Source organism: Truepera radiovictrix DSM 17093 (assembly GCF_000092425.1).
Lineage (GTDB): Bacteria > Deinococcota > Deinococci > Deinococcales > Trueperaceae > Truepera > Truepera radiovictrix.
In genome coordinates this window covers 1854823-1867363 of record NC_014221.1, presented here as the reverse complement: position 1 = coordinate 1867363, position 12541 = coordinate 1854823, and the positions used below count along the sequence as shown (strand labels likewise).

The 12541-nt window shown below is 68.6% G+C and carries 11 protein-coding genes and 1 riboswitch; of the genes, 5 read left to right on the top strand and 6 right to left on the bottom strand.

Going from position 1 to position 12541, the window contains the following annotated elements; all coding sequences use genetic code 11:
- Positions 1–188: 188 nt before the first annotated feature.
- The 4 genes from TRAD_RS08580 to TRAD_RS08565 all read right to left on the bottom strand — a co-directional run bounded on the left by TRAD_RS08580 (position 189) and on the right by TRAD_RS08565 (position 5462).
- Positions 189–974 carry a carbohydrate ABC transporter permease gene (locus tag TRAD_RS08580; protein ID WP_049773190.1) on the bottom strand — a complete coding sequence of 262 codons (786 nt, stop codon included), beginning with the start codon at positions 972–974 and terminating at the stop codon, positions 189–191.
- A gap of 41 nt (positions 975–1015) precedes the next feature.
- Positions 1016–1873, bottom strand: coding sequence for a carbohydrate ABC transporter permease (locus TRAD_RS08575; protein WP_013178215.1), 858 nt, complete (start codon positions 1871–1873; stop codon positions 1016–1018).
- Positions 1874–2045: 172 nt separating this feature from the next.
- Entirely contained in the window at positions 2046–3323 is a 1278-nt protein-coding gene (locus tag TRAD_RS08570; RefSeq protein WP_013178214.1) for an ABC transporter substrate-binding protein, read from the bottom strand.
- A gap of 111 nt (positions 3324–3434) precedes the next feature.
- Positions 3435–5462: a beta-galactosidase gene (locus tag TRAD_RS08565; protein WP_013178213.1), complete on the bottom strand. Its 2028-nt coding sequence runs from the start codon at positions 5460–5462 to the stop codon at positions 3435–3437.
- A 176-nt stretch (positions 5463–5638) separates the two neighbouring features.
- Between TRAD_RS08565 and TRAD_RS08560 the strand changes: the two genes are divergently transcribed.
- From TRAD_RS08560 to TRAD_RS08550, 3 genes are all read left to right on the top strand, one after another.
- Positions 5639–6667: a LacI family DNA-binding transcriptional regulator gene (locus TRAD_RS08560; protein WP_083770766.1), complete on the top strand. Its 1029-nt coding sequence runs from the start codon at positions 5639–5641 to the stop codon at positions 6665–6667.
- Positions 6668–6675: 8 nt separating this feature from the next.
- Positions 6676–6951 carry a hypothetical protein gene (locus tag TRAD_RS08555; RefSeq protein ID WP_013178211.1) on the top strand — a complete coding sequence of 92 codons (276 nt, stop codon included), beginning with the start codon at positions 6676–6678 and terminating at the stop codon, positions 6949–6951.
- Positions 6952–6965: 14 nt separating this feature from the next.
- Positions 6966–7066, top strand: a riboswitch (TPP riboswitch).
- A gap of 24 nt (positions 7067–7090) precedes the next feature.
- Positions 7091–8017, top strand: coding sequence for an ABC transporter substrate-binding protein (locus TRAD_RS08550; RefSeq protein ID WP_013178210.1), 927 nt, complete (start codon positions 7091–7093; stop codon positions 8015–8017).
- A gap of 25 nt (positions 8018–8042) precedes the next feature.
- Here TRAD_RS08550 and aroH read toward each other — a convergent pair whose 3' ends face one another.
- Positions 8043–8423, bottom strand: a complete 381-nt coding sequence (gene aroH, locus TRAD_RS08545; protein WP_013178209.1) for a chorismate mutase — start codon at positions 8421–8423, stop codon at positions 8043–8045.
- 124 nt (positions 8424–8547) lie between these two features.
- On the opposite strand from aroH, the gene TRAD_RS08540 reads away from it, so the two are divergent.
- A complete protein-coding gene (locus TRAD_RS08540; protein ID WP_013178208.1) occupies positions 8548–9741 on the top strand; it encodes an acyl-CoA dehydrogenase family protein in 1194 nt (397 codons plus the stop codon).
- 76 nt (positions 9742–9817) lie between these two features.
- Positions 9818–11299, top strand: a complete 1482-nt coding sequence (locus TRAD_RS08535) for an alpha/beta fold hydrolase (RefSeq protein ID WP_041947208.1) — start codon at positions 9818–9820, stop codon at positions 11297–11299.
- Here TRAD_RS08535 and TRAD_RS08530 read toward each other — a convergent pair.
- Positions 11265–12434, bottom strand: coding sequence for a metal-dependent hydrolase family protein (locus TRAD_RS08530; RefSeq protein ID WP_013178206.1), 1170 nt, complete (start codon positions 12432–12434; stop codon positions 11265–11267). The genes TRAD_RS08535 and TRAD_RS08530 overlap by 35 nt on opposite strands.
- Positions 12435–12541 lie beyond the last annotated feature (107 nt).

Sequence of the window (12541 nt, the reverse complement as noted above, 5' to 3'; positions counted from 1 at the left end):
GCCTCTCGGAAGGTGCGTGTCGGGAGGCGCTTTTCATAACCAGGGCGCCGCTTCGCGCAGCTCCGTACCCCCCGACCAGACGACACCTGCGGCTATGGGCTAAGACGCTGACACGGCCCATCTTAACCCGCGGCGCCGAAGACCGTCCGCCGAGCGCCGCGGTCCCTACCTTTAGGGAGCGCGGCGCGCTAGTCCTTGACCGCCCCCGCCGTGATCCCCGCGACGAAAAAGCGCTGCAAAAAGAGGAAGAGCACCAAAAAGGGCACGGTCATCAGGACCGCCCCGACCATGATGCCGCCCCACGACACGCGCGTGAGCCCCAAAAGCGTCCCCAAGGCGACCGGTGCGGTGTACATGTCGCGCTGGGTGAGGATCAAAAGCGGCCAGAGGTAGTCGTTCCAGGCGGTGAGAAAGAGGATGATGCCAAGGGCCGCCATCGCCGAGGAGACTAAAGGCAGCGCGATCTGGAAAAAGATGCGGTATTCGCCCGCGCCGTCGACCCGGGCGGCGTCTAGGAGGCTCTGGGGCAGCGACAGGAAGTTTTGCCGCATAAAAAAGATGCCGAGCGAGCTCGCCAGCAGCGGGAGCACCACCCCGACGTACGAGTTGGTGAGACCAAATTCGCGCGCCACGAGGATGTACTGCGGGATCACCACGACGAAGTAGGGGATGGTCAAGGTGGCGATCACCAGCGTAAAGACCGCGCCGCGCCCGAAAAAGCGAAAGCGGGCGAAGGCGTAGCCCGCCATGCTGGTTAGCAAAAGCGACAACAGCGTGTAGATGCCGGAGACCGCGACGCTATTCCAGAGCGTCCGCAAAAAGTTCGTGTCGGCTTGGAGGTCGCGGAAGTTCTCCAAAAAGTGGTCCCCCGGGATGAGCGGCACGGGCACGCTAAAGATCTCGCGCTCGGGGACGGTCGAAAAGACCAACATCAGCCAGAGGGGGGCGAGCCAGAGCAGGGCGAGGGGGGTCATCAGCACGTGCAGCCATAGGCGCCCCCAGAAGCGGCCGCGGTTCACGCGTCCCTCCCGAAAAGGCGCAGCTGGATGAGCGAAAAGAGCACCGCTAAAAGCGCGATCGCGTAGCCGATGGCCGAGGCGTAGCCGAAGTTGAACGAGCGGAAGCCCTGCTGGTAGAGGTAGACCCCGAGGGTCAAGGTGGCGTTGCCGGGGCCGCCGCCGGTGATCAAAAAGGGTTCGGTAAAGAGCTGCAGGGTGCCGATTACCGACAAGACGAGGGCGAAGAGCAAAATGGGGCGCAGCAGGGGTAAGGTGATGCCCCAGAACTGCTGCCAGGGGTTGGCGCCGTCGATCTTGGCGGCTTCGTAGAGCTCACCGGGGACGTTTTGCAACCCCGCTAGGATGATGATGGCGTTGTAGCCGGTCCAGCGCCAGGTGACAGTCAGGATGATGAGCACGAGCGCGGGGACGGGGGCGTTGAGCCAGTCGACGCGCGGCAGCCCCAAACCGGTCAGGGCGACGTTGACCGCGCCGTTTTGGGTGTTAAAGAGCAGCCGGAAGACCGCCGAGTAGGCGACCGCGCCGACCACCACGGGCGCGAAGAAAGCGAAGCGGTAAAAGCCGCGGAGCTTTAAAAGGGGCGAGTTGAGCCCGACCGCGAGGCCGGTCGCCAGGGTGAGCATGATGGGCACCTGCACGAGCAGGATGAGCAGGGTGTTGCGTAGCGCTTGCCTAAAAAAGGGGTCGCTTAAGATGCGGCCCCAGTTGACGCCCGGTTGGAGCGACCAGGGGAAGCCGCGCGTGTCCAAAAACGACAGGTAGAACGAGTAGAGGATGGGCCACGCCCAAAAGAGTACAAAGACCGCAAGATAGGGGAGCAGAAAAGAGTAGGGGACGAGCCGGTTACGCTGCATGGGGACTCCGTGGCAGGTACGTGTCAGGGTGACTTGGGACGCCTAGCGCGCTCCGGGGTGCCGCGCTCCGTGCCATCTCAGCGGCGCGTCGAGGGGGTGGGTCAAGGCCAAGAGGCGGCGCGCGCCGCCTCTTGGCGTGTCGTTCTCGTAGCGTCTAGGCGTCCGGGGGGCGTTACTGCCCGGCGATCGGCAGGCCGACCGCGGCCGAGATCTGCTGCGCCGCGTCGTCCATGGCGGCTTGGGCGTCCTCGTAGGCGTTTTGTGTCAGGTACTGCGACAGGGTGTTGGTGACGATCTGCCGCGCTTCCTGGAAGTACTGGGTCCCGCGCGCCTGCGGGATTTCACCCAGGGTCGCCAGGATGTCCTGCCAGATGGGTTGGTCGCCCCAGTAAGGAACCGGCTCCTGGACGTAGGGGTCCTCCAGAGCGGGGAGGTACGAGGGGACGAGCCCCTGGTTGCGCAGCATGCTGACCTGGCCCTCGGTGGTCGCTAGCGCGTACCGAATAAAGGCCATCGCCGCTTCGGGGTTCTGGCTCGAGGCCGGGATCGCCAGGGCCGAACCGCCCAGGTTGGCGGCGCGCACCCCGCCGGGCTCCGAAGCGGGCATCTCGTAGACGCCCCAGTTGCCCTCTTGGTCGGGGGCGTTCGATTGGATCGTGCCGACGTACCAAGCGCCGAAGACCGCGCCCGCGAGCGTGCCGTTGCGGATCTCCTGAATGGCGCCGTTCCAGTCGACGATCGCCACGATGCCGGCGTCGTAAAGCGCCTTCATCGTCTCCATCGCGTCGACGCAGCCGGGTTGGTTGACGGTCACCTCGGTGCCCTCGGGGTCGAAGTAGAAGCAGCCGTTTTGGTTGGCGAGCTGGCGCCACACGCCGTCGTCGGAGAAGTCGAACCAGAGCATCTTTGCCCCGGTCGCCTCGTCTAAAGCCTGACCGGCTTCGATGAAGTCGTCCCAGGTCTCGATCTCGTCCGGGTTGATGCCCGCCTCTTCGTAGAGGTCACGCCGGTAAAAGGTCACCACCGGACCCGAGTCCCAGGGGATGGCGTAGACGCGCTCGCCGACGGTGAGTTCCGTCCACTTAAAGTCCGGGAAGTCGTCCCGCAGCTCGTCGGCGCCCAGCGCGGTGAGGTCTAAAAAGCAGTCCGGGAAGCGGTTCCAGAAGACTTCGGCCTCGTTGTTCTCGACGGCGTAGACGTCCGGCAGGTCGGCGCCGCCCGCCGCGCACCCCGCGAGGCCGCGGTCGAAGACCTGCTGGTTACCGAGGTTTTCAACGGTCACTTGCACGTCGGGGTACTGCTCGTTGAACCCGGGGACGAGCGCCTCCAAGGCTTCGGCGGCGATGTCCCAGGCGGTGACGGTGATCGCGCCGCTCGGCGCGTCCTGAGCGCTCGCGGCGCCGAGGAGGGTGCCGGCGAGCAGGGTGGCGGTGGCGAGGGTACGTTTCATCCTGACCTCTTTCTTAGCGTTTAGCGTGCGGTGAAGGGTTGCGCGACGGCTGGGGACCTAACGGGTAAAGACCTAGGGGTAGAGGGGGGCGCTGTGAGACGCGGCTTTAGGTCATACCGGGCTCCTTTCGCGCTCGGCGGGCTCCTGCGCGTGCGTAGCGCTGCGCGCCCGCAAAAAGACGGCGTCGCGCGCAGCGAGCTCGAGCGTCCCTTCTTGCAACGCGCCGCTGCCGAGGGCGGTAAAGCGCTCCGGCAGCGCCACCGTGACCGTTTCGTCGCTATGGTTGAAGAGCGCGAGGTAACGCGCCCCCCCTCGGGTGCGCGCGACCGCCTCGACGCCGGGGGGCGTCTCGAGGACGGGCGCGACGCCGGCCTCGCGGCACGCCTCTGCGAGCACCCAGGCGAGCCCTTCGGCCGCCAAGCGCGTGCCGATATAAAAGCTCACCCCGCGCCCGAAGCGGTGGCGGGTCACGGCAGGGCCCCCCGCATAGAACCCCGCCCCGAAGGTGCCGAGCGCCTCGGCGCCCTCGAGGTGGATGACGTCGGCCCAGGTCTCGGCGCTCACGTCGCCCGCGGGCAGCCGCACGCTGAGGCGCGCGCCCGCGGGCAGCGCGTCAAACTCCTCGACGCGCAACCCCAGGAGCTGGCGAAAGGGCGCCGGGTAGCCCCCCAGCCGCACCTGGTCGTGTTCGTCGACGATGCCGCTAAAAAAGCCCATGACGAGCACCCCGCCCCCGCGGACGTAGCTCTCCAAGTTGGCTGCCGCCTCGTCGGTAACGAGGTAGAGGTTGGGTGCGACGACCAGCTTGTAGGGGCTCAGGTCGGCGTCCGGGCGGACGAAGGTGACGCCGATGTTGCGCCGCCACAGCTCGGCGTAAGGGGCGTAGAGCGTCTCTAAGTAGCGCACCCCGTCCGAGGGTTTGGCGTCGAGCTCTAAAGCCCACCAGGTGTCCCAGTCGAGCACCACGGCGACGTCGCTGCGAAGGGTGCTCTCGAGCAGCTCGCCGAGGCCCTTGAGCTCCTGGCCGAGCGCTTTGACCTCGTGCCAGGTGCGCGTCTCGGTGCCGCCGTGGGGGACCATGCCGCTATGGAACTTTTCCGCCCCGGCTTTTGACTGCCGCCACTGAAAGAACATCACGCCGCGCGCGCCGCGCGCGAGCGCCTGAAGGCTCCAGAGGCGCATCACACCGGGGGCTTTAAGGGCGTTGCGCGGCCGCCACTGCACCTGGTTGGGGGCTTGCTCCATGAGGAGCCAGGGGGCGCCCCCCTTAAGCGAGCGCATCACGTCGCTCGCGAAAGCGGCGTGGATGGGCGCTTCGGGGTCGCTCGGGTCGGGGTAGGCGTCGTTGGCGACGAGGTCGAGCGCTTCGGCCCAGCGCCAGGCGTCGATGGGTTTATGCACCCCGATAAAGTTCGTGGTGATGGGCACCTCCGGCGTCACCTCGCGGAGGATGTCGCGCTCCATCTTGTAGAGCGCCAACAGCGCGTCGCTGCAAAAGCGCCGCCAGTCGAGCTGCTGGGTCGGGTTGAGAAAGGTCGGCGCGGCGCGCGGCGGGGTGATCTCCTCCCAATGGTGATAGAGCTGGCTCCAGAAAGCGGTGCCCCAGGCGGCGTTGAGCGCCTCCAGGGTGCCGTAGCGCGCTCTTAACCACGCCCGAAAGGCCGCCGCCGAGTCCTCGTCGAACGACTCGTAGACGTGGCAGCCGTACTCGTTATTCACGTGCCAGAGCTTGAGGGCGGGGTGACCCTTGTAGCGCTCCGCGATCGCGCGCACGAGCCGCGCGGCGGCCTCCTTGTACGCGGGGCTAGACGGGCTATACTGCTGCCTCGAGCCGACCCCCAAGCGCACCCCCGTGGCGGTCACGGGGAGACTCTCGGGGTGTTGGTGCGCGAGCCACGGCGGGGGGGCGGCGGTCGCGGTCGCGAGGCAGACGCCGATGCCGTGCTCGTGCAGGAGGTCTAGAAGCCGGTCGAGCCACCCGAAGTCGAAGCGGCCCGGTTCGGGCTCGAGCTTCGACCAGGCGAAGATGGCGACGCTCACGAGGTTCACCCCCGCCTCCTGCATCAGCGTCACGTCCTCGTGCCAGGTCGCTTCGGGCCACTGCTCGGGGTTGTAGTCGCCGCCGTAAAAAATCGTCATCGCGTCATCCTTTGGCGAGCACCCTCGGGGGGGACCCGCAGCGCTCGTCTGGGTTGGCTACCGTTTGAGTTACCGGTCACTTTTTTGATACCCTTACGCTAGCACCCAGGCTCGGGGCTTGTCAATTTACCGGAAGCTTCGCCAAAAGCCCTAGCCCCGACGTGGTGAGGGGGAGGATGGCTAGAGGAGGTACCAGGACGCCGAGAGCGGGTTCCAGAGCGACCATGGCCGATGTGGCGCGCCTCGCGGGGGTGTCGAAGCAGACGGTCTCGCGCGTGCTCAACGGCACGGGCCGCACGAGCGAGAGGACGCGGCGGCGGGTCGAGCAGGCGATACGCGAGCTCAACTACCGCCGGAGCGGGGTCGCGCGGAGTTTGGCGACCAACTCGAGCCTCACCTTGGGGCTCGTCGTCCCCGCGCTCGACAACCCCTACTACGCCGACATCGCGCAGGGGGCCGAGCTGGCGGCCTGGGAGGCGGGTTACAACCTCTTTTTGTGCAACGTTTTCCAGGACGCGGGGCGCGAGGGGGCGGCCTTGCGCTCGCTCGAGGAGCGGGGCGCCGACGGGGTCATCGTGGACACGCCGCGGCTGCCAGATGGGGCGCTCGCCGAGCTCTTGGGGCGCTACAAGGCCGCCGTGGTGATCGGCCGCGAGGTGCCCTTGGAGGTCGCGAGCAGCATCGTCGTCGACGACGCCGCGGGGGTGCAGCTGGCGCTCGGGGCGCTGCACGACGCGGAGCGGCGGCGCGTCGCCCTGCTCGCGGGGCCGGACCTGTACGCGAGCAGCACGGTGCGCCGCGAGGCGTTCGTGCGCTCCGAGCGGGAGCGCGGGCTCTTCGACCCCGCGCGCGTCGTCATCGCCGACACAAGCCCCGAGGCGAGCTTCGCGGCGACGCTCGAGCTGCTTAGCCGCACCCCCTTCGACGCTCTGGTGTGCTTTAACGACATCATGGCGGCGGGCGCCTTAAGAGCGCTGCAGGTCGCTGGGGTGCGGGTGCCCGAAGAGGTCGCGGTGGTCGGCCACGACGACATCCCCATGGCCGCGTGGCTGAGCCCCCCGCTCGCGACGGTGCGGGTGCCCAAACGCGAGATCGGCCAGCGCGCGGTGGCGACTCTTATCGCGGGTCTAAGCGGCGCGGCCAACACGCGCGTGGTGCTCACGCCCGAGCTGACGGTGCGCGAGAGCCTGTCGGGGATGGGCTAAACTAGGGCATGTTCTTCCGGCGCGGCAACCCCAACTTCAAGCACGAGGGCAACTTTCTCCTCGCGCGCGTGCGTACCGACAAGACGGGCGAGGTGATCCCCGTGCGGCTCTCGAAGACGAGCGAGCTGAGCCTCCAGGGGGGCGGCTACTTCGTCCGCAAGACCTTGATCGGCTCTAAGACGCTCGACCAGGCGGTGCTCGAGGTGACGCTCACGCGAAGCCACCGCGTCAAAACGGCCACCGTAGATGGCGGCGAGCTGATCCCGGTGCGGGAGTGGGAGTGAGCGTGCTACACTAGACCCCTCACCAGGGGTGCCGCAAGGCTGAGAGAGCGGGTGCGCTCAACCCTCGAACCTGAACCGGGTCATACCGGCGTAGGGAGCGTGACCGGCGGCCGCCTGGCTGAGCGCAAAGGGGGCCGCCATGAACACGCTAAAGCCCACAAAGCTAGAGACCATCACGCTCGCACCGGACTGGTTTTTGAACACCAACCACACGGGGTTTGTGCTCGCGCAGCGCCTCGGGTTTTATAGCGAGGAGGGGCTAGCGCTTAAGCAGCTCCCCTACACCGACCACCCGACCGCTGCGCGGCGGGTCCTCGCCGGTGAGGCCACCCTCGGCCTCGGCCCACAGGAGACGGTGATCGCCTACGCCGACTCCGAGACGCCCCTGGTCGCGCTCGCCGCGGTCAACGCCACCAACCCTTCGGCCCTGGCCGTGCTCGAGCAAAGCGGCATCACGCGCCCCGCCGAGCTCGACGGCAAGCGCTACGCCTCCTACGGCGCCCGCTTCGAGATGCACGTCGTGCGCCAGATGGTGCGTAACGACGGGGGGCGCGGTGAGGTCGAGGAGCGGGTGCTGCCCAAACCGACGGTGCCGGACGCGCTCCTTACGGGGCAGGCCGACTGCACCTGGGTCTTTCCCGCGTGGGAAGGGGTCGAGGCCGCGCTGCGGGGTACGCCGCTGCGCCTCTTTCGGCTCGTCGACTACGGGATCCCGAACCTCTACACCCCCGTCCTCTTCGCTCGAGCTCAGACCGTGCTGGCGCAGCGGGGGCTGCTCGAGGCGTTTTTGCGGGCGACACGGCGCGGCTTTGAGCTCGCCGCCGCCGAACCGCAGCAGGCGGCGGCGCTCCTCGCCGAGGCGGGGCTAGGGGACAGGGTGCTGCTCGAGCGGAGCCAACGCGAAGCCAGCCGCACCTACTGCGGCGCCGGGCCGTGGGGGCGCATCGACCTGGGCACGTGGGCCACCTACGGGCGCTACCTCTACCACAACGGGTTTATCCGCGACCGTCAGGGGAACGTCGGCGCCGAACCCGCGTGGCACGAGATGGTGGTGGACCTGCTGTAGCGTCGTCCCGATGCGGGCGCCGACGCTACTGCGCGCTCACCAGGTCGGGGCGCAGGCTCACGGCGCCCCGCAGGTACACGTGCTTCATCTCGCGCTGGCTCTTTTGCGTGTTGACCTGCATCATCACCCGCACCGCCCGCGGCAGGCGGTTCGGCACCGGGATCTCTAGGTTGCAGATTAAAGGCACCAAGTTCATCCCGAGCCGCCGCGCGGCCTCGGCGGGGAAGGTGCTCGTCAGGTCGTGGGTGGTGGTAAAGAAGATGGCGGCGATGACCTCGAAGTCGGTGATGTCGTTTTCGCGCAGCATCGCCTCTAAAAGCTCGCACGTCGCCTCCAAGATGAGCTCCGGTTCGTCGCGCTCGACCGTCGTCGCCCCTCGAATACCGCGGACCCAATACCCAGCCATAAGGGAGTCTATCAGGTTCTCACCCCGAACCCGCTTCGCGCGTTTTGGAGGTGCCGCGCCGAGCGCAGCGAGTACAACGCGGCTATGAGCGGCTCGGCGCTGCGGCGCTCTGCTAGACTCACGTATGGCAACAACACTACCGGCGCTGGAGGACGCCCTCTGGTTCGACTTGAGCGCCGACCAGAAGGCGATTCTGGGTCCTCTGAAAGACTTTTTAAGGAGCGAGGTCGCCCCCGGGGCGCGTGAGCGCGACGAGACGGGCGTTTTCCCCATGGCGCTCGTCAAGCAGCTCGGCGAGCTCGGTGTGATGGGGATGCAGGTGCCCGAAGCGTACGGCGGGGCCGAACTCGACACCGCGACGATGGCGCTGATTATCGAGGAGATCGCCGCCGTCGACGGGTCGCTGTGCCTCACGGTCGCCTCGCACAACTCGCTCTGCACGGGGCACATCGTCTTGGCGGGGAACGAGGCGCAAAAGCGCGCCTACTTGCCCGCGCTCGCGACGGCCGAAAAGCTCGGGGCGTGGGGGCTGACCGAACCGGGTTCGGGTTCGGACGCCGCCGGGATGCGCACCCGCGCCGAGGACCGCGGCGACCACTTCGTGATAAGCGGTTCAAAGATCTTTATCACGCAGGGCACGGTCGGCGGCACCTACGTCATCTTGGCCCGCACCGACGACCCCCGCCCCGGTAAGAGCGCCGCCGACGGTATCAGCGCCTTCGTGGTGCCCGGCGACGCGCCGGGGCTCGTGCGCGGCAAACCCGAGGAGAAGCTCGGGTTGCACGCGTCGGACACCACACCGCTCACCTTTGAAGACCTCGTGGTCCCCGCCGAGAACCTCTTGGGGGTGCGGGGCGAAGCGTTCCGCGACGTGATGGCGGTGCTCGACGGCGGGCGCATCGGCATCGGGGCGATGGGCATCGGGCTCGGCCGCGCCGCCTTGGAGATCGCCGCCAAGTACGCCCTCGAGCGCGAGCAGTTCGGCAGACCGATCGCGCACAACCAGGGGGTCAGCTTCAAGATCGCCGAGATGGCGACCGAGCTCGAGGCGGCCCGCCTCTTGGTCCTCAAAGCGGCCGCGCTCAAGGACGCCGGACGGCCCTTTACGATGGCGGCGGCCCAAGCCAAACTCAAGGGTAGCGTCGCGGGGGTGCGGGCGTGCGACCACGCCATCCAGATCCTGGGCGGTTACGGCTACATCCGCGAGTACGAGGTCGAAAGGCTGTGGCGCGACGCGCGGCTCACCCGCATCGGCGAGGGCACCGACGAGATTCAGCACCTCATCATCGCGCGCGAGTACCTGAGGCGCTTTCGCTAGGGGCGCTAGCGTGAAGGGGGGCGACTTCTCAGCTCCCCTTCACGGCGCGTCCTCCGCAACTAAGTAAACTCACCTCGTGTACCAGTTGAGGGCTCTGGTGGGGGCGGTCCTGCTGCTACTCACGGGCTGTCTGCCCATCCCCGACCTGCGCGCGCCGCTCACGCTGCCACCCACACCGCACCTGCTGGCGCCCCACGAGGTCGCCACCCAGTACGTGACGGTGCCGGGGTTCGCGGTGCCGGGGACGCCGGCGCGGCTCAACCGCTCCTTCTACCTCCGCTACCACACGGACGCCCCGACCGAGACGGTGGTGATCCTCGTGCCGGGGCTTTTCGGCGGCGCGGCGAACCTCGACGCGCTCGCGCGGCTTTTTGTCGCGAGCCGCGAGGGGCTCGAGGTCTGGGCGGTCGACCGGCGCGCGAACGCGCTCGAGGACCGCACCATGATGCTCAAAAGCCTCCGGACCGGCGACCCGAGCTTCGCGCACCGCTACTACGTGCGCGACGCGGGGACGCCGGCGGGTTTTAACCCGCTCCCCCCCGAGGAGGTCGGCTTCATGCGCCGCTGGGGGTTAGAGGCGCACCTGCGCGACCTGCACGAGATGGTGCGGCGCGCGCACGAGGTCGCCGAGACGGTGGTCTTGGGCGGGCACTCGCTCGGGGCGAGTTTGGTGAGCCTCTACGCGGCGTTTCGCTTCGAGGACGGCGTCGGCGACGCGTGGCTCGACGCCCTGCTGCTTCTGGACGGCACCCTCGGGCGCACCGGCGCCTTCGGCTTCGCCGACGCCGTGGCGCTCGGCAACTGGGAGCTGCTGCCGAGCGCCGAGGGCTTCGAGGCGGGCCGCGGGCCGCCCTACCTGCCCTTCGGCGCGGGGCCGGCCTACTTCGCCAAGCGGGAGGTGGCGGGGCTCTTGGCGGCGCTCGAGCCAGCCGCCCTCTCGCCCGGCGGGTTCTACCCCTTCGCCGTGACCAACCTCGCCGCTTTCGGGCTGCAAAACGACCGCGACTTCGTGCTCTCGCCCGTGTTCAGCTCGTCGGTGGGGGAACCGGTCGGGGCGCGCTACGGAGGGAACCTCGTCGCCTTTTTGCTCGACGGTTGGCGCGGGCGGCGCAACCGGACGGTCGCCGGGGTGGCAGACGGGTACGCGTATGTGGACTGGGACGCTCGGGGCGCGCACACCGACCTTCACGCGCTCGCTAGGAGCGCGAGCTTGCCGGAGACCAACGTCAACGAGTGGTACTTTCCGCTGCGGCTCCTTATCGACATGAGCGCCCTGCCGCTAGACCTGCGCGGCGCCGAGGGCTTCGTCCCCCACAGCGAGGTCTCGGTGCCGACGCTCGCGGTCGGCGCGGAGCGGGGGCTGGTAAGTTCGCTAGACGGCTTTTCGGCCTACGGCAACCTGCGCTCGGGGGCGCTCTTTTCGAGCTACATCGTCCCCGACTACGCGCACCTAGACCTCATCAACGCCCGCGACAACCCCGTGGTGCCGCTTTTGCTGCGCTGGCTCGCGCAGGTGACGCAGCTCAGGCGTTCGTCAGGGCCGCCCCCCGGACGATGACGGCGCGCGGCCGCCTGAAGACCCGTACGTCCGCTAGCGGGTCCCCGTCCCACGCCACGAGGTCGGCCCAAGCGCCCGGTTGGAGGGTGCCGACCTCTCCCGCGAGGTCGAGCGCGTCCGCCGCGACCACCGTGGCGGCCCGCAACACCGCCAACGGGGAGAGCCCGACCTGCGCGAGCAGCTCGAGCTCGAGCGGCAGGTTGCCGTGCGGGTTGAAGGGGGTGCCGGCGTCCGTGCCGGCGGCGACGCGCACCCCCGCGCGGTGGGCGGTGGCGGTGTTTGCGCGGTGACGCTCGGCGATGGGTTCGGTTTTCTCCACCATCCACGCCGGCAGCGCGCCCTTGCCGGCGAGGATGCCCGCGGGGGCGGCGAGCGTCGGCACCAGCCAGCGGGGGTGGCTGGCGTCCAGCAGGAGCTCGAGCGCCTCGTCGTCCCACGCGTCGAAGGCGCCGTGTTCGACCGTGTCGACCCCCGCATGGAGCGCGTTTTTGATGCCTGCGAGCCCCTGCGCGTGCGCGGCGGTGCGTTTGCCCGCCTTGTGCGCCTCTTCGACCCCCGCGCGCAGCTCCGCTACGGTAAACGCCTCGGCGCCCGCCCGCACCCCCGGGGTGAGCACGCCGCCCGTCGCCATGAACTTGAGCACCTGCGCCCCCGCCTTGAGTTCGCACCGCGCCGCCGCCCGCACGGCGGCCTCGCCGTCGGCCTCGACGCCCAGGGCGTGCCCGTGCCCCCCCGTCATGGTGATGTTGCGCCCCGACGAGACGATGTGGGGGCCTCGAAGCTCCCCCGCCGCGACCGCCCTGCTGAGGGCGAGGGCGACGCCGTCGGGGCCGCCGAGGTCGCGCACGGTGGTCACGCCCGCTCGGAGCTGCTGCTGCAGGTGGCGCTGCGCGTGCAGCACGCGCTCGACGAGCCCCGCGCGCTGCAGCGTGCCGATGGGGTCGGAACCGCCATCTAAGAGCACGTGGACGTGCGCGTCGATGAGCCCGGGCGTCACGGTGCCCGGCAGATGGGTGTCGCCCGGTTGCGCCTCCGCGGCGTCGAAGCCGGCGATGCAGCCCGCGCGCGTGTGCAGCCGGCCCCGGACGCGCTCGCCGGTGTCGGGGAAGAGGAAGGTGCCGAAAAAGGTAGTCATGGGGTCCTCGAGTCTAGGGGCAGGTATCACCTGGTCTGCAACGCGCTACGTTGATGCAGGGCCGTCTAGCACGTGCGTTCCAAGGATGATACCTCTGCAGCTTGGGA

Excerpts from the sequence above, each read along its gene's own strand:
- TRAD_RS08530 (WP_013178206.1), bottom strand. The coding sequence starts at position 12,434 with ATGACTACCTTTTTCGGCACCTTCCTCTTCCCCGACACCGGCGAGCGC.
- TRAD_RS08580 (WP_049773190.1), bottom strand. The coding sequence starts at position 974 with ATGACCCCCCTCGCCCTGCTCTGGCTCGCCCCCCTCTGGCTGATGTTG.
- TRAD_RS08570 (WP_013178214.1), bottom strand. The coding sequence starts at position 3,323 with ATGAAACGTACCCTCGCCACCGCCACCCTGCTCGCCGGCACCCTCCTC.
- TRAD_RS08560 (WP_083770766.1), top strand. The coding sequence starts at position 5,639 with ATGGCTAGAGGAGGTACCAGGACGCCGAGAGCGGGTTCCAGAGCGACC.
- TRAD_RS08575 (WP_013178215.1), bottom strand. The coding sequence starts at position 1,873 with ATGCAGCGTAACCGGCTCGTCCCCTACTCTTTTCTGCTCCCCTATCTT.
- aroH (WP_013178209.1), bottom strand. The coding sequence starts at position 8,423 with ATGGCTGGGTATTGGGTCCGCGGTATTCGAGGGGCGACGACGGTCGAG.
- TRAD_RS08540 (WP_013178208.1), top strand. The coding sequence starts at position 8,548 with ATGGCAACAACACTACCGGCGCTGGAGGACGCCCTCTGGTTCGACTTG.
- TRAD_RS08555 (WP_013178211.1), top strand. The coding sequence starts at position 6,676 with ATGTTCTTCCGGCGCGGCAACCCCAACTTCAAGCACGAGGGCAACTTT.
- TRAD_RS08550 (WP_013178210.1), top strand. The coding sequence starts at position 7,091 with ATGAACACGCTAAAGCCCACAAAGCTAGAGACCATCACGCTCGCACCG.
- TRAD_RS08565 (WP_013178213.1), bottom strand. The coding sequence starts at position 5,462 with ATGACGATTTTTTACGGCGGCGACTACAACCCCGAGCAGTGGCCCGAA.